This is a genomic window from Lederbergia graminis, from assembly GCF_042655485.1.
In the GTDB taxonomy this organism is placed as follows: Bacteria; Bacillota; Bacilli; order Bacillales; family Bacillaceae_C; genus Lederbergia; species Lederbergia graminis.
Window position 1 is genome coordinate 1 of sequence record NZ_JBHSMC010000023.1, and the last position, 20174, is coordinate 20174.

At 35.0% G+C, this 20174-nt stretch carries 19 protein-coding genes, 13 tRNA genes and 1 rRNA gene; 29 read left to right on the forward strand and 4 right to left on the reverse strand.

All coding sequences use genetic code 11. From position 1 onward, the window contains the following. The first annotated feature begins 181 nt into the window (after window positions 1–181). From rrf to ACFPM4_RS16105, 25 genes are all read left to right on the forward strand, one after another. Window positions 182–296 (forward strand): 5S ribosomal RNA (rrf, locus tag ACFPM4_RS15985). 20 nt (window positions 297–316) lie between these two features. Continuing rightward, window positions 317–391 (forward strand) — tRNA-Asn (locus ACFPM4_RS15990). Between the two features lie 4 nt (window positions 392–395). Next, a tRNA-Ser gene (locus ACFPM4_RS15995) sits at window positions 396–487 on the forward strand. A 19-nt stretch (window positions 488–506) separates the two neighbouring features. Next, window positions 507–581: transfer RNA gene (locus ACFPM4_RS16000), tRNA-Glu, on the forward strand. 16 nt (window positions 582–597) lie between these two features. Further along, a tRNA-Met gene (locus ACFPM4_RS16005) sits at window positions 598–671 on the forward strand. 3 nt (window positions 672–674) lie between these two features. Further along, window positions 675–751 (forward strand) — tRNA-Asp (locus tag ACFPM4_RS16010). 15 nt (window positions 752–766) lie between these two features. After that, window positions 767–842: transfer RNA gene (locus ACFPM4_RS16015), tRNA-Phe, on the forward strand. A gap of 20 nt (window positions 843–862) precedes the next feature. Beyond that, window positions 863–947: transfer RNA gene (locus ACFPM4_RS16020), tRNA-Tyr, on the forward strand. 17 nt (window positions 948–964) lie between these two features. Beyond that, window positions 965–1038 (forward strand) — tRNA-Trp (locus ACFPM4_RS16025). A 6-nt stretch (window positions 1039–1044) separates the two neighbouring features. Then, window positions 1045–1119 (forward strand) — tRNA-His (locus ACFPM4_RS16030). A gap of 25 nt (window positions 1120–1144) precedes the next feature. After that, window positions 1145–1216 (forward strand) — tRNA-Gln (locus tag ACFPM4_RS16035). A gap of 4 nt (window positions 1217–1220) precedes the next feature. Continuing rightward, window positions 1221–1292 (forward strand) — tRNA-Gly (locus tag ACFPM4_RS16040). Window positions 1293–1301: 9 nt separating this feature from the next. Continuing rightward, window positions 1302–1375, forward strand: a tRNA-Cys gene (locus ACFPM4_RS16045). An 11-nt stretch (window positions 1376–1386) separates the two neighbouring features. Then, window positions 1387–1468 (forward strand) — tRNA-Leu (locus tag ACFPM4_RS16050). A gap of 648 nt (window positions 1469–2116) precedes the next feature. Beyond that, complete coding sequence (locus ACFPM4_RS16055) at window positions 2117–2599, forward strand: GyrI-like domain-containing protein (protein WP_382353914.1); 483 nt, start codon at window positions 2117–2119, stop codon at window positions 2597–2599. 336 nt (window positions 2600–2935) lie between these two features. Then, window positions 2936–3664, forward strand: a complete 729-nt coding sequence (locus ACFPM4_RS16060; protein ID WP_382353917.1) for an amino acid ABC transporter ATP-binding protein — start codon at window positions 2936–2938, stop codon at window positions 3662–3664. 22 nt (window positions 3665–3686) lie between these two features. Beyond that, on the forward strand, window positions 3687–4484 hold the full coding sequence (locus tag ACFPM4_RS16065; protein ID WP_382353920.1) for a transporter substrate-binding domain-containing protein: 798 nt from the start codon (window positions 3687–3689) through the stop codon (window positions 4482–4484). Between the two features lie 68 nt (window positions 4485–4552). Continuing rightward, window positions 4553–5209, forward strand: a complete 657-nt coding sequence (locus tag ACFPM4_RS16070) for an amino acid ABC transporter permease (RefSeq protein ID WP_382353923.1) — start codon at window positions 4553–4555, stop codon at window positions 5207–5209. 14 nt (window positions 5210–5223) lie between these two features. Then, a complete protein-coding gene (locus ACFPM4_RS16075) occupies window positions 5224–5961 on the forward strand; it encodes an amino acid ABC transporter permease (protein WP_382353926.1) in 738 nt (245 codons plus the stop codon). Between the two features lie 225 nt (window positions 5962–6186). After that, window positions 6187–6645 (forward strand): DUF3592 domain-containing protein, encoded by a 459-nt coding sequence (locus ACFPM4_RS16080; protein ID WP_382353929.1) that lies wholly within the window; start codon window positions 6187–6189, stop codon window positions 6643–6645. Between the two features lie 96 nt (window positions 6646–6741). Next, window positions 6742–7845, forward strand: a complete 1104-nt coding sequence (locus ACFPM4_RS16085; protein WP_382353932.1) for a DUF4236 domain-containing protein — start codon at window positions 6742–6744, stop codon at window positions 7843–7845. A gap of 466 nt (window positions 7846–8311) precedes the next feature. After that, entirely contained in the window at window positions 8312–10573 is a 2262-nt protein-coding gene (locus tag ACFPM4_RS16090; protein WP_382353935.1) for an EAL domain-containing protein, read from the forward strand. A gap of 48 nt (window positions 10574–10621) precedes the next feature. Further along, a complete protein-coding gene (lspA, locus tag ACFPM4_RS16095) occupies window positions 10622–11092 on the forward strand; it encodes a signal peptidase II (RefSeq protein ID WP_382353938.1) in 471 nt (156 codons plus the stop codon). A gap of 398 nt (window positions 11093–11490) precedes the next feature. Further along, a complete protein-coding gene (locus tag ACFPM4_RS16100; protein WP_382353941.1) occupies window positions 11491–12294 on the forward strand; it encodes a hypothetical protein in 804 nt (267 codons plus the stop codon). A gap of 144 nt (window positions 12295–12438) precedes the next feature. Further along, a complete protein-coding gene (locus ACFPM4_RS16105) occupies window positions 12439–12981 on the forward strand; it encodes a cysteine hydrolase family protein (protein ID WP_382353944.1) in 543 nt (180 codons plus the stop codon). 72 nt (window positions 12982–13053) lie between these two features. Here ACFPM4_RS16105 and ACFPM4_RS16110 read toward each other — a convergent pair whose 3' ends face one another. Continuing rightward, entirely contained in the window at window positions 13054–13341 is a 288-nt protein-coding gene (locus ACFPM4_RS16110; protein ID WP_382354034.1) for a spore coat protein, read from the reverse strand. Between the two features lie 5 nt (window positions 13342–13346). After that, complete coding sequence (locus ACFPM4_RS16115) at window positions 13347–13553, reverse strand: hypothetical protein (protein ID WP_382353947.1); 207 nt, start codon at window positions 13551–13553, stop codon at window positions 13347–13349. Window positions 13554–13696: 143 nt separating this feature from the next. Between ACFPM4_RS16115 and ACFPM4_RS16120 the strand changes: the two genes are divergently transcribed. From ACFPM4_RS16120 to ACFPM4_RS16130, 3 genes are read left to right on the forward strand one after another with little or no spacing between them, the layout of a single operon-like run. Then, window positions 13697–13912, forward strand: coding sequence for a spore coat protein (locus tag ACFPM4_RS16120; protein WP_382353950.1), 216 nt, complete (start codon window positions 13697–13699; stop codon window positions 13910–13912). A gap of 5 nt (window positions 13913–13917) precedes the next feature. Beyond that, a complete protein-coding gene (locus ACFPM4_RS16125; protein ID WP_382353953.1) occupies window positions 13918–14277 on the forward strand; it encodes a spore coat protein in 360 nt (119 codons plus the stop codon). Between the two features lie 15 nt (window positions 14278–14292). Then, window positions 14293–15429: a zinc-dependent alcohol dehydrogenase gene (locus ACFPM4_RS16130; RefSeq protein WP_382353956.1), complete on the forward strand. Its 1137-nt coding sequence runs from the start codon at window positions 14293–14295 to the stop codon at window positions 15427–15429. 352 nt (window positions 15430–15781) lie between these two features. Here the strand turns inward: ACFPM4_RS16130 and ACFPM4_RS16135 are convergent, their stop codons facing one another. Together ACFPM4_RS16135 and ACFPM4_RS16140 are read right to left on the reverse strand one after the other, a co-directional pair. Then, a complete protein-coding gene (locus tag ACFPM4_RS16135; protein ID WP_382353959.1) occupies window positions 15782–17236 on the reverse strand; it encodes an MFS transporter in 1455 nt (484 codons plus the stop codon). Between the two features lie 14 nt (window positions 17237–17250). After that, complete coding sequence (locus ACFPM4_RS16140; RefSeq protein WP_382353962.1) at window positions 17251–19014, reverse strand: glycoside hydrolase family 2 protein; 1764 nt, start codon at window positions 19012–19014, stop codon at window positions 17251–17253. 143 nt (window positions 19015–19157) lie between these two features. Here ACFPM4_RS16140 and ACFPM4_RS16145 point away from each other — a divergent pair, with 143 nt between their 5' ends. After that, window positions 19158–20078: an ArsR/SmtB family transcription factor gene (locus ACFPM4_RS16145; protein ID WP_382353965.1), complete on the forward strand. Its 921-nt coding sequence runs from the start codon at window positions 19158–19160 to the stop codon at window positions 20076–20078. Window positions 20079–20174 lie beyond the last annotated feature (96 nt).

The window sequence follows — 20174 nt, forward strand, 5'->3', positions numbered from 1 at the left end:
GGTCCGGTGTGGAAGTGTGGCGACACATGGAGCTGACGGATACTAATCGATCGAGGACTTAATCAAATAGATTGTTTCAAGGTTTATATCTTCTCTATATTATCTAGTTTTGAGAGAATGAAAAATTTCTCTTTACAAATTCATAAAAGATATTATAATAGTATATGTCGATTATGATCTGTCTGGTGGCGATAGCGAAGAGGTCACACCCGTTCCCATCCCGAACACGGAAGTTAAGCTCTTCAGCGCCGATGGTAGTGAGGGTTCGCCCCTGTGAGAGTAGGACGTTGCCAGGCAGTAACAAATTAAGCTTCATTCCGCAGTAGCTCAGTGGTAGAGCTATCGGCTGTTAACCGATCGGTCGTAGGTTCGAATCCTACCTGCGGAGCCATATTGGAGAGCTGTCCGAGTGGCCGAAGGAGCACGATTGGAAATCGTGTAGGCGGTTAACGCTGCCTCAAGGGTTCAAATCCCTTGCTCTCCGCCATTCTTCAAATATACATAGTGGCCCCTTGGTCAAGCGGTTAAGACACCGCCCTTTCACGGCGGTAACACGGGTTCGAATCCCGTAGGGGTCACCAATATAAATTTTATTACCGCGGGGTGGAGCAGTCCGGTAGCTCGTCGGGCTCATAACCCGAAGGTCGCAGGTTCAAATCCTGCCCCCGCAATTTGGTCCGGTAGTTCAGTTGGTTAGAATGCCTGCCTGTCACGCAGGAGGTCGCGGGTTCGAGTCCCGTCCGGACCGCCATTATAATTCATTTGTGGCTCAGTAGCTCAGTCGGTAGAGCAAAGGACTGAAAATCCTTGTGTCGGCGGTTCGATTCCGTCCTGAGCCACCATTTATATCATTTTAAATTCTGGTGGGGTAGCGAAGTGGCTAAACGCGGCGGACTGTAAATCCGCTCCCTCCGGGTTCGGCGGTTCGAATCCGTCCCCCACCACCATTGTACTATTTTCATATAGGGGTATAGTTTAAAGGTAGAACTAAGGTCTCCAAAACCTTCAGTGTGGGTTCGATTCCTACTACCCCTGCCAATTATGGCGGCTATGGCGAAGTGGTTAACGCACCGGATTGTGGCTCCGGCATCATGGGTTCGATTCCCATTAGTCGCCCCATTTTATTTTATACAATGTAAATCATTGGGCTATAGCCAAGTGGTAAGGCAACGGACTTTGACTCCGTCATTCGTTGGTTCGAATCCAGCTAGCCCAGTAATGCGGAAGTAGTTCAGTGGTAGAACACCACCTTGCCAAGGTGGGGGTCGCGGGTTCGAATCCCGTCTTCCGCTCTTGACATCGGCGGCATAGCCAAGTGGTAAGGCACGGGTCTGCAACACCCTTATCACCGGTTCAAATCCGGTTGCCGCCTCCAAAACTTTCTACGCCGGTGTGGCGGAATTGGCAGACGCGCACGACTCAAAATCGTGTTCCTTACGGAGTGTCGGTTCGACCCCGACCACCGGTATTCTTTTAAAAAGTGAATCTAATGATGAAATATTAACACTAACAAGTATTGTTAATTCAATGTTTGAGGGTGTTTTTTTATTTGTATAGATTTATTAGATATTATAAGTAGGATATTAAATTAATGTCGGAGTTGTTTGATTAGCTTGTTAATGAGGATTTAGTTTTTTCGATAACTAAGGATTCTACTTATCTTATGAAGACAATTCTAATGAATTAATTGATTTTTTGTCTTCATATATGCAATAGAGAAAGTTTGACTTCTTTTGTCTTTCCTCCTTAAACTTAACAGATAACTTCATTACACATCTGCTCTCCCGAAACTTGTTCCACATTTCAATTTTCGTGCAGTAATATCTGTGTTTATAGTTGATGTGATTTACTAATAAAGATACTCCTAAATCCTCTCATCCATACTTCCTTGATCTTAACAGGCAGAGTTTATTGCAAGTCATTCCTCATAGACTTTTAGACTAATTGTTCCTAAATCTCTCCTTATGAAGTGTTTTTATTGTAGAAGTAATTAGCTATCTAGAAAAAATCTAGTAGTAAACATCACTGTTATTATGGTATAAAAAAGGTAGATTTGTAACATTGTAGTATTGGACTTTGTGTAATAAATTACTTTATATAGTAGGGAGGTATTAATGTGAACTATGAAATTATTACATTACCAGGTTATCGGGCAGTGGGATTGAAATGGGAAGGTACATATTCGGAAATTACACCGCATCTTAAAGATACCATTCGAAAAATGGAGGAACGGTCTATTGAGTTAGAATACAGGCTAGACCCTCATATTCAATTAGGTCTATCTTATCATGTGATTAAGAATGGTTTCGTCCACTATGCTGTTTATGAAGTAAGTAATAAACAAGAAGTTCCAAATGGGATGATTGAAATAAACGTTCCTACATTAAAGTATGTAAAGACAACACATAACAAGGGAGAAGACATACAGAATACATACACGAATCTACATAAGTGGTTATTCGAAAGTGATTACCTTCCTTATAAAGAAACGGGTGTTGATTATTATGATTCAATTCCAATAAAACATGAACGTTATCCAGTAGATCGTGATCCAAATGATCCACACTTTGAAATTTACATTCCAATCGTAAAAAAATAGAATCCTTCATAGAGTGATTCAGCGAAGTAGTTACGCGATAAAAAAACACCAACAAACATAGATATAAATGTTTTGTAGGTGTTTTTTTATTGTATTTCAATTAATTTTAAATTTAAAAATTATGTCTAGTCCAATTAGTCTATCTGCGATTAGGTTATTTGAACCATGACATTAATATAACATAATTAGATTTTACCGATTATTTAATATAATACGTTGGTATTTTCAATAATTGTACTGAGTTCAAATTTTCATAATATATATGATTAATAGTGTTGTATAAAAAGCAAATTATTTCATATGTATGAAAATTGTACATATTGGGGGGTGGTTGTAGTGATTTCTTTTCGAAATGTAAACAAGTTCTTTGGAGATTTCCATGTTTTAAAAGATATTAATTTAGATGTGAAACAAGCTGAAGTAGTTGTTGTTGTGGGTCCTTCAGGTTCAGGAAAGAGTACGATGCTTCGATGTATTAATCATTTAGAGGCGATTACAGATGGAGAATTAGTGGTCAATGGTATAAATGTTCATGATAAAAAAACTAATATTAATGAACTGCGTCGAAATATTGGTATGGTGTTCCAGCATTTTAATCTTTATCCTCATAAAACTGTTTTACAGAATATTACGTTGGCACCGATTCATGTGCTAGGAGAAGATAAGAAAAAAGCAGAGGAAACAGCTATGTTCTATTTAGATAAGGTAGGGATAGCAGAAAAGGCGAACTCCTATCCATCGCAATTATCAGGAGGTCAGCAGCAACGTGTAGCGATTGCAAGAGGGCTCGCGATGAAACCTCATGTGATGCTTTTTGATGAACCTACCTCTGCACTGGACCCTGAAATGATTGGGGAAGTGTTGGATGTAATGAAATCTTTGGCAAAAGACGGAATGACAATGGTTGTTGTTACTCATGAAATGGGATTTGCTAAGGAAGTGGCAGATCAGATTATTTTTATGGACGAAGGAAAAATAGTAGAGGTAGGAAAACCAGCAGAGTTTTTCGCAAATCCTCAAACGGAGAGGGCACGTGATTTTTTAAAGAGGGTACTCAATCATTAAACTTTATGAGGGGGATTATGTAATGAGAAGAGTAAATAAAATTTTGTTTATGGTCGTCTTGCTCTCATTAATGGTAGCTGTAATGGTTGCATGTGGGAAGGATTCTAAAGGAGGAGATACATTAGAAAAAATAAAGGATAGAGATAAATTTGTAGTAGGCGTTAAATATGATACGTATTTATTTGGCTATAAGGATCCTTCATCAGGTGAAGTAACCGGTTTTGATATTGATATTGCTAAGGCGCTCGCAAAGGAGATTTTAGGCGATGAAGATAAAATTGAATTAGTTGAGATTACTTCCAAAACTCGTATTCCAAAACTCAAAAATGGTGATATAGATGCGATTATTGCGACGATGACGATTACGGAAGAACGCAAAAAAGAAGTTAATTTCTCAGACGTGTATTTTGATGCTGGACAGTCCTTACTTGTGAAAAAAGGAAGTGACATTAAAAGTGTCGAGGATTTAGGAAAGGGTTCTAAAGTGCTCGTTGTTAAAGGTGCAACATCTGGACCTAATGTTAAAGAGGCAGCACCAGACATTGAATTACTAGAATTTGAAAACTATGCAGAAGCATTTACAGCATTAAAAGCAGGTAAAGGGGACGCACTTACAACAGATAACTCTATTCTCTATGGAATGGCAGCACAGGACAATAACTATGAGGTAGTAGGTGGCACATTTACAAAGGAACCATATGGTATTGCAATTGTTAAAGGTGATGATAAATTCACAGACTATGTAAATGAATTTCTGAAGGATTTAAAAGATAGTGGGGAGTATGACAAGATTAAATCAAAATGGATTAAAGAAGAATAATGTCTATTAGGGATGGGTAGATATTACTCATCCTTTCTGACATCATCACATTTCTAATTCAAAGGGTGGTGAAAACGCTGGACTTCTCCATATTTACAACTCATTTTGATCTTTTTTTACAAGGATTTTTAAATACGTTAAAGATTAGTGTTTTAGGATTAGTATTTAGTTTTATCTTAGGTGTAATCATTGCTGTAATGAGAATAGCTCCAGTGAAGGTTTTAAACATATTCGGAACTTGTTACGTGGAATTTATACGTAATATACCGCTCATTATCATCATATTTTTCTTTTATTTTGGATTAAGCTCTTATATAGATTTAAATGGTTTTGAGGCAGGAACAATTGGTCTTTCCATCTATACTTCTTCATTTATAGCGGAAGCAGTTCGGGCTGGTATACAATCCATTGATAAAGGCCAAATGGAAGCAGCTCGTTCATCAGGTCTGTCTTATTTACAAGCGATGAGATTCATCATCCTACCTCAGGCAATCAAAATAGTAATCCCTCCTATCGGTAATCAATTTATTAATCTAGTGAAAAACACGTCGATTTTGACTGTCGTTGCAGGTGGAGAATTAATGTATGCTGGTGATATCATCTCTCAAATTAACTACCGTATTTTTGATACGTATATATTAGTTGGATTGTGCTTTTTAGCCTTAACTATCCCATTAAGTCTATTTGTGAATCATCTAGAACATAGACTGGCTAGAAAGAACTAAAGGGGGGATAGATAATGGACTTTATAGGTGCATATTCAGCAGGAAACCTTACTTATTTATTAAAGGGTTTTCTCGTTACTTTAGAAGTTGCTTTTTTCTCAATCGTATTGAGTTTTATTTTTGGTAGCATTCTCGGGATATTAAGGTACTCGAAAATACCTGTCTTTTCTAAAATTGTTGCTATTGTAGTAGAGGCAATACGAAATTTACCTTTAATATTAATTATATTTCTTACCTATTTTGGTTTACCTGAAATAGGAATTAGTATGAGTGTAAAAGTAGCTGCTATCGTTGCATTAACAGTATTTGAATCTGCGATGATTTCCGAAATCGTTAGAAGTGGATTAAATTCTATTGATAAGGGACAAATTGAGGCTGCACGGGCTTCAGGTTTGACCTATTTACGAACGATGTGGCATATTATTCTTCCACAAGCATTGAAAAGAATGATACCGCCATTAGTTAGTCAATTTATAGCTTTATTAAAGGATACGTCGCTAGCAATCATTATTGCTTTACCTGAGTTATTACACAACGCTCAAGGAATATATGCTGGTCCAAATGGTAGTCGATATATTATTCCAATTTATATTTTAGTTGCACTGATGTATTTTGTGGTTAATTATGCACTATCACTTATTTCAAGAGCATTAGAAAAACGTCTTGATACAGATAAGAGAAGTGGAGGTACTGGTTCTAGGAGGAAATTAATAAATAAGAAAGAAACAGTTCCTGAAAATATCTCTTATTAGCTTATGTAAGTTAAAATTATTTAATAATTTACTACGTGCGGCGGTTTACTATTTTAGTAGATCGTTTTTCTTTTTATCAAAGGGGAATTTTCAAACTACGGTGTGAGTATAGTTGTGGGAATATTCATATTTTTGAACAACGTTTGGGTTGACACTAAAGGCATAATATAAAAGACTAATAATAGTACAAATAAAATAGATTGATAGATTAGGAGGAAAGGTACGATGGAAGCTATTGATGTCGGGAAGATTATTCCTGCTATTGCATGTATTGTAATAATGGTTCCAGCTGGCATTGGCTTTATTCTAGCAGGTCTTTATTTTATAAAAAAACGCCAAAGAATTAAGAGAAACGGTGAAGTTATTGAGTTACCTGTTATCCGTATGATAGAAGATTCAAGCAATGTCAGTAGTTCAGATGGAAACTATCATGGTCCTAGCTACTATCCGGTTTTTGAACTGCCTTACAATGGTAAAGTCTATGAATTGAAAACTGAAACCTGGTCTCATAAAACAAAAGAGGGAGATAGAATAAAGATTCATTTTAACAAAGAAAACCCATATGAGTATGAGATTTATAGGGACAAAAGGATGCCTTTCGTATCGGTCATGTTTTTTGCAACTGGTGTAGTTATGATTGTAATAGCCATATTTCTGGCGATTTTCTTCAGTTTTTTTCTATGACAATTGATTAGGAAACAATAAGTAGCGATAAAGGATCATTCATTGAAGGATTGTAATTGGGCACCATAAATAAAAAAGTAAACAGGAGTGTCCGTAATGGGGTTACGTTTCCGTAAAAGTTTTAAAATTGCACCAGGAGTTAGGGTGAATGTAGGAAAGAAAAGTGCAGGTGTCAGCTTCGGTGGGAGAGGGATGCGCTATAGTATTAATACAAGCGGGAGAAGAACTGCTAGTGTAGGTATTCCAGGAACAGGTATCTCTTATGTGGCAACTTCGTCGGGCAAATCTCGCAAACCAAAGTCTAATGCCTACATTAATCGCCAGGCACTTCAAAAACAACAACGAGAAATTGAGAAGCTTCAACAACTAGAACGAGCAAAGCATGAAGTTGCTATGTATGAAAATCAAGTAGAACTATTGACATCCATTCATAAAGAAGCAGATGAACCAATTGATTGGCAACAAATTAAGAATACTCCTGCTCCCTTTGAAGAAGGCAGTAAAGGTCCAATCGAGTTAGCAGCTATTCAAAAATATGAAACGTATAAGCCTTCATTCATAGAACGGATATTTAAGAGCTTATATGAGAAAAAGATGAAAAGGTTAGAACGTGAAATGGATCATGCAGTTGAAGAAGACAGGAAATCTATGGAGACGTGGAGAGATCTTCATTTGGTTGCAGAAAAAATACTGAAAGGCGATATCGATACTTACTTTCAGGTCATCCAAGAGATGGATCCGCTTGGAGATATTACAGATTTTGGTGGTGGTTTTGAATTTTATACAGACGATCCCAGTTATATAAATGTGGATTTTGATGTACATTCAGAATCGATGGTTCCGAAGAAAGAGAAGAAATTAACCAAAACAGGGAAATTATCTGAAAGAGAATTGAGTAAAACTAGATATTATGAGCTTCAACAGGATTATGTTTGTAGTTGTGTTTTACGTATAGCGAGTGACATGTTTGCATTACTTCCTGTCAAATATGTGTATGTACACGCATATGAAGAAATCTTATCCACTGTAACTGGCCATGTAGAAAGAGTTTGCATTCTATCTATACGGATTGATAGGGATACGTTAAGTACACTTAATCTAGATAATATCGATTGCTCCGATTCGTTAGCTAATTTTGAGTACAACATGAATTTTAAGAAGACAAAGGGATTCTATTCTGTAGAAAAGATGTTAGTTTGATAAAACGCTTTATCGCAGTGTAGAAGATTGAAGAAGATAAGGATCAAATTACTTACCAGACTGAGCTAGACAAGGTTCGGGAGCCTGCTCTGCGCTGAACACGCCTGTGGGGTCTCCCGGCTACCTGCAGGAGTCTACGTGTATTTCCTCCGCTAGTAACTATAAAATTATTATTATTGACAAAGAAATCGAACTATCCTGATTGGAAATCTAGTTATAGTTCGGTTTTTATTTGCAACGATATTCCATTTCCCTAACTTCTTTTTTTATTAGATGATAAAGTATTGATAATACGCTTAATTCGAGATATTGTTTTTGCTTTTCTATTAATTTAGTTTTAAAATGTAAGTAAGTTATATAATGTTAGTTTATTTAATCTATGAATTATTCCTAAAGTAGATTTCCAGTTACAAAGCGATTCAGAAGATGAGATTGAATTATACAGTCAGAACAAGGAGAGCATATCATGAAGAATTGGGTTATAGACCATATTCATTCAACAATTGGTTTTGAAGTACAACATATGATGGTATCAAAGGTTAGAGGCCAATTTCTATCCTTTACAGCAGAAGTAAAGGCAGAAAATTTATTGGATTTAACAACAGCAAAAGTTGTGTTTAAGTTGGATGGGAATAGTATCAACACTCGTAACCAATTAAGGGACAAACACTTAAAATCAGCTGACTTCTTTGATGTTCATAATTACCCCACGATTGATTTTATATCTACATTCATTACGAAGAATGAGGACAGTTATAAAGTTACTGGTGATTTAACGATTAAAGATATAACAAAACCAGTAACATTTGATGTTGTGTTCGGAGGAAAAGCAAAAGATCTACATGGTATAGAAGTTTATGGTTTTGAAGCTGAGGCACTGATTAATCGTGAAGAATTTGGTTTAACATGGAATGCAGCGTTAGAAACTGGTGGTGTACTCGTTGGTAAAGAGGTTAGAATAATTATTGAATTAGAACTAAACAATGGAAGTCTAGCTGCTCCTCTTAATAAGGAAAATAAGGAGGAGCAATTAAATTATAATAAGATTTCGGAGCTAATGACAAGTGAGCAAATTAACAGAATGGTTGCAGAAAATATAAATGATTTTATTTTAATCACCGATAAAACTGGGGTTATTCATTATGCGAATCCATCCTTAAAAACCGTTAGCGATACTTCCATTCAACATAGTAATTTTTTTGAACATATTCACCCAGAAGAAAGGGATATCATTAAAAGTGAAGTTATTTCTATAACTGGAAGGACGATCAAAAAGTCATTGAAAAGTGAGTTTCGACTCCAACATGCAGAGGGATATTATCTTGAAGTTGAAGCGGATATTAGTACTATAAAAGAAACGTTGAATACTTATTCTGAGAGTGAACTAGTTTTAGTTGTCATGAGGGAGATAAGTGAGCGCAAAGAAGCAGAAAAGGCGATTTATCAACTAGCTTTTAATGATCATCTAACAAATCTTCCTAATCGACGTTCATTTATGAATGAGCTACGCAGTGAAGTCATAGATCGAAGGTATTCCGATTCTAAATTGACTGTTCTTTTTATCGATTTGGATAATTTTAAACAGGTTAATGATCAATGGGGGCACGATGCAGGAGATATTGTCCTTAAAGAAGCCGCTGATAGAATCAAAAAAGTGATACGTCCATCAGATGTGGTTGCTAGATTTGGCGGAGATGAATTTATAGTCATGATTAAAGATGCTAAGGATGTTGATGATGTAATAAAAATTGTTGATAGGATGTTAGAAGAGTTTCAATATCCTATAAACATATCTAATCAAGAAACTTCGATTACCTGTAGTATTGGTGTAGCACATTTCCCGGAACATGGAAAGTCGCCAGAGGATTTAATCCAAAATGCAGATACGGCACTCTATTATGTTAAAGACCGTGGCAAGAGTGATTATAAGATATTTAATCAAGATTTGGAACATCAATCTCTGGAAAGACGATTACTTGAAAATGCATTAAGACAAGGAATTAATAATGAACAATTTTATTTAGAATATCAACCAAAAGTGAACTTAATTACCAATAAGTTAATGGGAATGGAAGCGTTGGTAAGGTGGAAGCATCCCGAATTAGGGATTATATCTCCTGGGAAATTTATTCCATTAGCAGAAGAGTCAGGATTAATTGTTCCATTAGGAGAGTGGATACTTAGAGAAAGTTGTCGGCAAGCAACTACATGGCAAAGTAAGGACTATCCACATTTATCTTTATCTGTAAATATCTCAGTTCGTCAGTTAGAGGATATACATTTCGTCACTAAGCTAAAATCCATTTTGCAAGAGACAGAATTTGATCCAACTAGACTAGAATTAGAAATAACCGAAAGTGTTTTGGCAAATATAAAAAGTACCATTCCAGTTTTACATGAAATAAAAAAACTAGGTGTACAGATTTCTATTGATGATTTTGGAACTGGTTATAGTTCATTAAGTTATATTAAAGAATTTCCAATTGATACTTTGAAAATTGACCAATCATTTATTAGGGATATTCACACAAATAAAGAGAGTAAAGAAATTGCGAGGGCTATTATTAAATTAGCAAAATCTATTGGATTAAGAGTGATTGCAGAGGGAATTGAACTAGAGGAACATGTGGATGAACTTAGTAAAGATGGATGTATTCTTGGACAAGGATATTATTACAGTAAGCCATTAAATGTAGATGCATTTGAAGACTTTATGGTAACGTATTGAGTATCCTAATCTAATTAGTCAAAAATTCAAAGTACTGAAAGTGTGATTATGATCCTTTTTTATAGTGTAACAATATTAATCATTGTAATTGATCAGTTATCAAAGTATTGGGTTCGGACACATTTACAAATAGGGGATACAATAGAGGTTGTAAATGGAGTATTACACTTTACCCACATTCAAAATAGTGGAGCTGCCTTTGGCTGGTTTCAAGGGTATGGACGTCTATTTGTCCCAGTTGCAATCATAGTTACTATACTTTCCATTTATATGCTTAAAAAAGGTTATATAAATGGAAAGTTACTGGTAATAGGGACTGCTTTTTTTGTTGGTGGGGCAATTGGTAATGCCATTGACCGAGTATTGTTTAATCAAGTTACAGATTTTATTCATTTTCAATTTCGGCAAGGTATTCTTAATTTTGCCGATTATGCACTCAGTATAGGTGTATTGATAATACTAATAGATTCATTCATTACGGAGATAATGAAAAAAAGAAAGACAACAGAAATAGAATAAATTTTCACTTAGGGAAACTCACCATGGTTGGTACAACGATAATGGTGAGTTTTTTACGTTAAAAACAGTTAGAATGTTAGATTTTCCTAACTATATAATGATAATAGTTTAGATAATAATTGGTTCTGTTAAAGTTCATTGTTGTTAACAACTTAGTAGATTGTAGCGGATGTACACGAGACTCCTGCGGGAACAGCACGAGCCGAAGATCCACTTGGCAAAGCGGTTTTCTTTGCCAAGTTAGCTGAGGCCGTGCCCGCGGAAAGCGAGTGTACAGGAGCGAAAATCAANATAATTAATAAAAAGGATAAATGGAAGTTTACTAGAATAATAATGAGAAGGATAGTGTAGAAAGGGTGGGGGAAATTAGAGCTAAATTATCTCTTCGACCTTCGAAAATGTTTCCTTTGGTTTTTGTTATCTTATTTTTAGGGTCCATTTACGGAACTTATCTTCTTAATGAAGATTATGAATATCCTAATATCGACGTAGATACGAAAACTGAGTTTTTATCGGAAACATATTTTACCGAACTCTCAGAGCAATATGACCAGATTCGCTCACAGCATCGGAAATGGTATCGATTGGACCGATCAAAATCGATTGCAGCCCATGCAATTTTGCTTCAGATGATGAATGATTTGGAAGAAAATAAAGCGCGGTTAGTTGGACATGAGAATCATCATTTGTTTTTTGACACGTTTGATCGTTATGTTAGAAAACTTACATACATAACAGAGGAAATTCATTATTTCCGCAATGTACTGAATCAATATGGAGAGGCACCTCAACGGTTGGAGGATATGATGGAATTAGCCGCTTGTGGAAAATGGAGACTGTTCAGTGCTAGATTTCATAGATATGAAGAAGCAGAATCGGATGCTGCTTATCATGTGAAATTTATATCGGAGAGTGGCCGTTTTGAAGTTGTCTATCATACGGAATCTGGAGAGATTGTAGATAATCCCATTAACATGGGCACATATAATTATGCTCCAGGAAGCTTCCTCCTTTGGAGGTATTACCAGCATCATAAGTATGATAAAGTACCTTGGAAAAAATGGGGAAACACTGATGAAATATCCTACAGAGAAATTACAAAACTTAATTCGAGGCATGGTTCCCCTGAGCAAAAAAATAGTACAAAAAAACTGGAGCAGTTGATTCAAGAAAAAATGTCTGATTCAAAGTCATGCTCGTAAGCAATTCATAAGAGCTATCTTGTTCGTTTTAGGTAGACTGGTTTGGTACAATGATAAGTAAAGAATATGGTGTTCATCCATATAACACTTTGATGAAATAGTCAAAAAGCAGTCAGTACTATACATATTGGGGGCTTGGTTTAAATGGTAAAAGAAGCTTTATTAATTGTTGATATGAGTAATGATTTTGTGGCGGATGATGGACCGCTAACTGTTGGAAAACCTGCACAAGACATAATACCCTATATTAAGGTTTTAGCAACTAAATTTCTAACCGATGGGAATGTAGTCGTAGTTTCAATGGATGCGCATCAACCAAATGACCCGCATTTTGAATTATGGCCACCACATAATGTGGTAGATACAGCAGGTCAACAATTATATGGAGATTTGAATGTATGGTATCAAGAAAATAAGGACCATGAAAATGTTATTTATTCTCCAAAGACAAATTATAATGCATTTTTCCAAACAGGTTTGGCTGAAACATTGAGAGATGCAGGAGTAGAAAAGGTTCATATTGTAGGAGTAACAACTGATATTTGTGACTTTTTAACGGTTGCAGGAGCGGATGCAGAAGGGTTTAAAACTGTAGTTCATCAACGAGGAGTAGCAACTTTCACGGACCTTGGTGAAACGATGTTAAATCATATGAAACGTTGCTTCCATACGGAGATTATTGAATAATAATATTTACTGAATTGGCTTAGTACATGGACAGTTTGTCTATAGGTACTAAGCCTTTAATTGTTAATAGACTTACCTTGCTAATTTCAAAGCTGCTTTTGAAGCTTTAAGTTCAACCTGCAGCTGTTTATCTAAATCGCTAGGATTGTAATATCCTTTTTCCATCATGTATTGACTAATTTTTTCATGTGCCTCAATGGCATAGCTTAATTGTTCTCTTAGAACCTCTCGTACATCAGGTGTAACAGATTCCGTTAATGCAAATGAAAGATTGCGAACTGCTGATTTTGTAGAGATTAGAAAGTCTGTTGCTATAACTTGATCGGTCATCCCACTTAAACCAGCAATTTTTTGTATCATATTCGTCAAGACACAACACTCCTATTTACCAATAAGTTATTTAATTGTTCCACATGCTTTTTCCCCTCTGCCACGTCAGTTTCTAAAATACTTTTTAATTGGTCACATTTGATTAATCCATGCATCGTTGCAGCTTTGGTTAAACATAAATTTTTAAATGTTAATATTTCTTGTAATTCCAATCGTTCATGAAGTGCCATTTTGCTTTTCAATTAACTCACCTCTTTTTTCATAGCTTGTGTATTTCAATCCTTGTTATTCTCATTAAATTTCCAACTACAGTACTATATTCTGAATATGATGAGCGATTGGGGGGAAGTTATGCATAGTTTGAAAATTGTAAGGAGGTTCCACATTGGGCAAAGAGAAATTAGCTTTTCATGAAACAGTAGATACTCATGAATTATTAAATATGAAGACAGTAGGGTTGCTTAAATCAAAGCTAATGCAAGGTGTTGTTTTTGACCAAGATTTACGGAGATTGATGCAGAAAAATGTGGATATGTCGATAACGGATATTAGAGAATTACAACGTCTTTATGGATATACAAGAACAGAGCAAGAGAGGTGACTTCGATGAATGACTATTTAGACCCGATAAATTCTATTGGAATGCCAGAAAAAGTAGATTCAGGTATCGCACTCGATTTATTGATCACAGTAAAAGAATCAATTCGAAATTATGCGGTTGCTTTGACAGAAGCAGCTAGCCCAGAAGTACGAACAACGATACGTAACCAAATGGAAGCAGCGATAGACTATCAAACTGAAGTAATCAATTTAATGATGGAAAAGAAATGGTTCCATCCATACGATGTTAGTGAACAACAAGTATTGGATTTGAAAGCAGCTCAAAATGCAATTGATATAGCTGGACTTAATCTCTTCCCAGAAAACAATAACAGAAAAGGGTTATACCCAACCCCACCTCAATAGAAAAGGAGATATATAATGAAGGCTGTAACATTTCAAGGTGTAAAAGAAGTAGTTGTAAAAGAAGTTGATGCACCTAGTATACAGAAAGCAGATGACATTATCGTTAAATTGACGAGTACCGCCATTTGTGGATCTGATTTGCATCTCATTCATGGGATGATTCCTAACCTGCAAGAAAATTATATTATTGGTCATGAACCAATGGGGATTGTCGAAGAAGTGGGGCCCGATGTTACAAAGGTAAAAAAGGGAGACCGTGTAGTGATCCCATTTAATGTGAGTTGTGGTGAGTGCTGGTTTTGTAAACATGAATTAGAGAGCCAATGTGATAATTCTAACGATAACGGGGAAATGGGAGCATATTTTGGCTATTCCGGCACAGCAGGTGGCTATCCCGGTGGTCAAGCAGAGTATATGCGTGTACCATTCGGAAACTTCACTCCTTTCAAAGTGCCAGAAAATAGTGAAGTAGATGATGATAACCTCATTATGTTAGCAGATGCAGGAACAACTGCGTACTGGAGTGTAGATAATTCCGGCATGAAAGCAGGTGACACAGTCATTATCCTTGGATGTGGTCCTGTTGGTTTATTAGCACAAAAGTTTGCTTGGTTAAAAGGAGCGAAAAGGGTAATTGCTGTTGATTATGTTGGCTACCGCTTAGACCATGCAAAACGAACAAATAATGTGGAAGTTATTAATTTTGAGGATTATGAGAACGTTGGATCGTATTTGCATGAAATAACAAAAGGTGGTGCTGATGTTGTCATTGATTGTGTTGGGATGAGTGGAAAAATGTCTGACCTAGAATTTTTAGCATCAGGGCTCAAGCTCCATGGAGGAGCGATGGGGGGAATAGTCATTGCAAGTCAAGCAGTGAGAAAAGGTGGTAATATTCAACTAACAGGCATTTATTCCTCTAGGTATAATGGTTTTCCATTAGGAGATATTTTTCAGCGCAATGTCAACTTACGTACAGGTCAAGCACCTGTCATCCACTATATGCCACACTTACATGATTTAATTGCAGCAGGAAAAGTGGACTTAAGTGATATCATCACTCATCCAATGCCGTTAGAAGATGCGAAACATGGTTATGAGATATTTGATGCGAAATTAGATAATTGTATTAAAGTTGTTTTGAAACCATGAATATGTATAGAAATGATGCCCTAACACTTTGACTATGCTTAGTATTAGGGTTTTTTATTTTCTTAATTGAAGCTTTTAGGGTAATTTACATAGTGGTTGGAGAGCAATGATATATAGGAAGGAGACTTGTGTTTAGTAAGACACCCGAAAAATAGATAAGTTATGTAATCGTAAAGTAACATCGAAGCTCATCCCTGAATTAGTACTTTTCGTAGATAAAACAATAGTGGTTTTTTTAAAAAACTCCTCCTCTAATGCTAGAGGGGGAGTTAACTTATGTTTTGAAAAATGCCATTGCAGATTTTTAAAAAAAATCATATTTAATTTCTTTGCAGATAGCATGTACCGAAAATCAGATATTTTTATCCTGTTCGGCTTGTAAAAAGTGGGACAATTTTCCTGACCCCATGTCCCGAAATCTAACTTCTTTTGATTTTCGGTCTTGAAGTATTCGGATGCATTCGTTAAATTCATCTTCTGTGTAATCGTATTTTGATAGCAATAATAATCGTAAGAATGAACCTAAGGCTGGGAGAATAGAGACTGCTATAAATAGGCCATTTAAAGTGAATTCTGTTTGTTCAACATTAGCTTGGTAGCCTATTAACGATAATATAAATCCTGTCAAAGCACCTGCTAGAGCAACAGATAATTTTCCAGCAAAAGTTTGTCCACCAAAAACGATGGCTTCTGTTCTTTTTCCAGTCTTTACTTCACTATATTCCACTGTTTCTGAAAGCATTGCAGAAATAATTGGTCCAGTAGCAGAATATAGTAATTGAGTAATAGCTAAAAATGTGATAACTAATACTGTGCTGTCATATCCAATTAAGAAGAAAGCGATGCGCAATAGGATATCCAATGCTAGCAATGTTCTTAAGATATTTCTCTTCTTAAAATACTTTGTCAAAATTGGGATAAATAAAAACCCTACAGCACTTAAAGTTCCAATTATTCCAAAGACACTCATTAGTTGAGGAGCATTTAAATTATAGGTAAAGAAATACAGGATGATACCTTGTACAATATTCATAAAGATATTTAAGAAAAATACAAGTAAAATCTTAAACATGTACTTATTAGCTTTAGCTGATTCTATCACATCTTTGAACGTTACTTTTTCATTATGAGACGGTAATACACGTTCTTTCGTATATTTATACCCAAGAAACATTAAGATATATGCTGCTATCATAATGATACCAACTGTAATCAGATAACTTATTGGTGGAGTATTCGTTTTATCGAAAATGCCAAGCAAGATTGGAACTAAAAATCCAACCATTCCTATTCCACCATAAACACCTAAATTAGCTACTGTTAACAATTTTGTGCGATCTTGTCCTTTGTTAGAAATAACTGTGGAAAGAGACCAAAACGGAATGTCAGAAAAAGCATAAACCGTTCCCCATAGAATATAAGTAGCACCAGCATATATTACTTTCCCTGTTACACTTATATCAGGGGACATAAAACAGAATATGGTGGAAACAACAATTAATATGGGAGTAAACTTCATATACCCTCTAAATTTTCCATGTTTTGTTCTTCTTGTATCCATAAATCCAGCTACAATCGGATCAATAACTGCATCCCAAATTCTTGCGATTAAGAAAATGATACTTGCTGCTACTGCTGAAATACCTAAAATATCCGTATAAAAGAATAAGATGAACGTACCTACCAAACCAAAACTAAAGCATTGACCAAAACCATATGAAAAATAGGCCAAGTATTCCTTCAGGCTTACTTTCTCATGATTTACATCTATCTTAATATTATCTACACTATTTGCTGAAGCCTGCATTTGTTCTCCCCATTTCATTTGAATGTGAACCCATATTGACGATCAGATTCTAGAATAGCTCTAATTTCTTTTGGATCAAATTTATATTGATGGTTATGATCTAATAAACCATTCACTTCTTGCTCAACATCTGTTAATTGCGTATAGCAAAAACCACTACAAAATTCTATCTTCATTACAGCTTTTGTTAGATTCTCTATTTTTAGTAATACATCTTCTTTTGATTGAATACGTTCTCCATAACCCCAAGAAGCTTCTGTTTGATCTTGCTGATAGGCTAAGCCACCATATTCACTGATAATAAAGGGTTTTTGTTGGTGTTCATAACCTTTACAGTATGTTTTTCTACCACTAGTTAAGGAAGGGCTTTCTCTTATTACCATTTCTTTATTTTCATAAGAAGCTTCAAACGTACGCTCATCGGTATTGTAATCATGAATAGTACATACATCAGTTAAAGTATGTTCCCAACCGTCATTTCCAACAACTAAACGTGTTTTATCTAATGATTTAACTGTGTAGTACAATGCATTCACAAAGTTTTGTTCTTCTTCATTATGAGAAATTTCATTAACTCCCCATGACTCATTCATGACAACATAGATAATAACGGAAGGGTGATTAATATGTTTATCAACAAATGGATGAATCTCTTTGAACATATTTTCGTTTGACATACGACTAAACTCAAAGAAACTTGGCATTTCTGCCCATACAACAAGGCCTAATTTATCGCATAAATATAATAATCTATGACTCTCTATTTTTTGATGTATTCTCAAGCCATTGAAGCCCATTTCCTTAATTTTCTTCAGATCATATAGAAATTCATTGGTCGTTCCTGTTAAACCAGCATCCGGATAATAACCTTGATTTAATATTAGTTTTTGATAGAATTCTTGATCATTGATATAAATCTTTTCTTCGTGGCTCTCGATTCCTCTCATTCCGAAATAACTCTCGATTGAATCTACCAGTATATTATTCTCATCAATAATATTAAGTTCAATATCATATAAATTAGGATCGGTTGGATGCCAATAAAATAGTCTGAAATTAGGCAAGTTACTACTAACATCGATTGAAAATTTAGCTCGACGATTCTTAAAGGAACTAATCATTTTAGTAATAAATTGACCATTATAGCTAACGGTAGCTTCAATTAAAGCGTTTTTATTATTGTTAATAGTGGCATCTATCATTAGTTCTGCTGTATGAATATTAGGTTTCATTGTAAAGTCAGTGATGTAAGTGTTTCCGGTTTCTTCTAACCAAACATTCTGCCAGATTCCAATTGTACGAGTATACCAACATAAAAAGTTCTCATCTTTCCAACTTTGTTTTCCAATCGGTTGATTTGTATCATTATTATCTTCCACTCTAATTGTTATCGTATTATGAGTACTAACATGAGGAGTTACATTAATTTCAAAAGGGACATGTCCTCCTTCATGAGTTTTTACAAATACATCATTAATCCAAATATCGCATTTATAATCAATAGCTTCAAAATTTAAAATATAACTCTTATTCGTTTGTTTATTTAGTTCAAATTCACGATAATACCAGACTACAGGAAAATATTCTTGATTATCTATACCAGACTTTTTAAACATATAACTATAAGGCACAGTAATTTCTAAATCAAAATCCTTCTTTTTAATCGGCTCCGTTTTGTTTGCGCTCTCAATTTTATCTAGTTTAAACAACCATTTCCCATTTAAATCTAACCAATTCTTCCTAATTCTTTGTGGATTAGGGTATTTTACCTTTTCCATTATAATCCCCTTTCATTAACTTATTCTTCCTAATATTAACTGTTTAGCTAATTTATGAATTAAATATAACATAGATTTTCTTCAAGTCAATAAAATTTTTTTCATGATATAATAGTAAAAAGTGCCAATAGAAAGGGATAATGATGTCGCAGAATTCAGATTTTTTAAAAGTAAATGAAACTCATTTAGACTTTTTTCAAGCGTTAGCTTCCAAAACACGGCTACAAATAATAAATTTATTACTAGATAGAGACAGATCGATTAGTGAGCTGAGTAGCGAATTAGATTTATCTGCTGCGGTTATTACAAAACATATCAACATTCTGGAGGATGCTGGTATTATTACTTCTATTTCGGAAAAGGGAATTAGAGGTAGATTGAAGATATGTCAATTAAACAAAGAAGAGGTTGTTTTAATTTTTAATAGCAATAGAGAAAGGAATAGAAAAAAATATATAGAAAAAAATATTCCGATTGGTTCCTATTATGATTTTAAAATCTCAGCTCCTTGTGGTATTGCATCAAATGAGAAGATATTAGGTCATGTTGATAATCCAAATATATTTTATTTTCCTGATCGTGAAAAAATAAGTCTATTATGGTTTACATCAGGCTATATTTCCTATAATTTACCTATTTACGATATAGATTTAAGTAAATTAAAAACGATCGAAATTTCCAATGAAATATGTTCAGAATATACGGGATATAATAATAACTTTAAGTCGGATATAGAATTCTACTTAGATGATATCCTCCTCACAACTTGGACAAGCCCTGGTGATTTCGGGGATCGAAAGGGGAGACTCACACCAAACTGGTGGGAATTAGGAACAGAATATGGAATTCTAAAAACAATAAAAGTTGATCACAATGGTACTTTTCTAGATGGAGTAAAAATTCATGATTTAACGCTTGAAAAATTATTAAAGGATAATAAAGGTGCAATTAAATATAAAATTTCCTCACCTAGCAATACTATTTATCCAGGAGGAATTAACCTTTTTGGTAAACACTTTGGTGACTATGATCAGGATATTAATATCAAATTCTTTTACGAGTAACTGTAAATTAGCTACCTAGTTAATATGCGATTATATCAGCGCTTTCCAATATACAATCGGTAAACGATTCCTTAATATTCGGGTAGTAAAATTGTC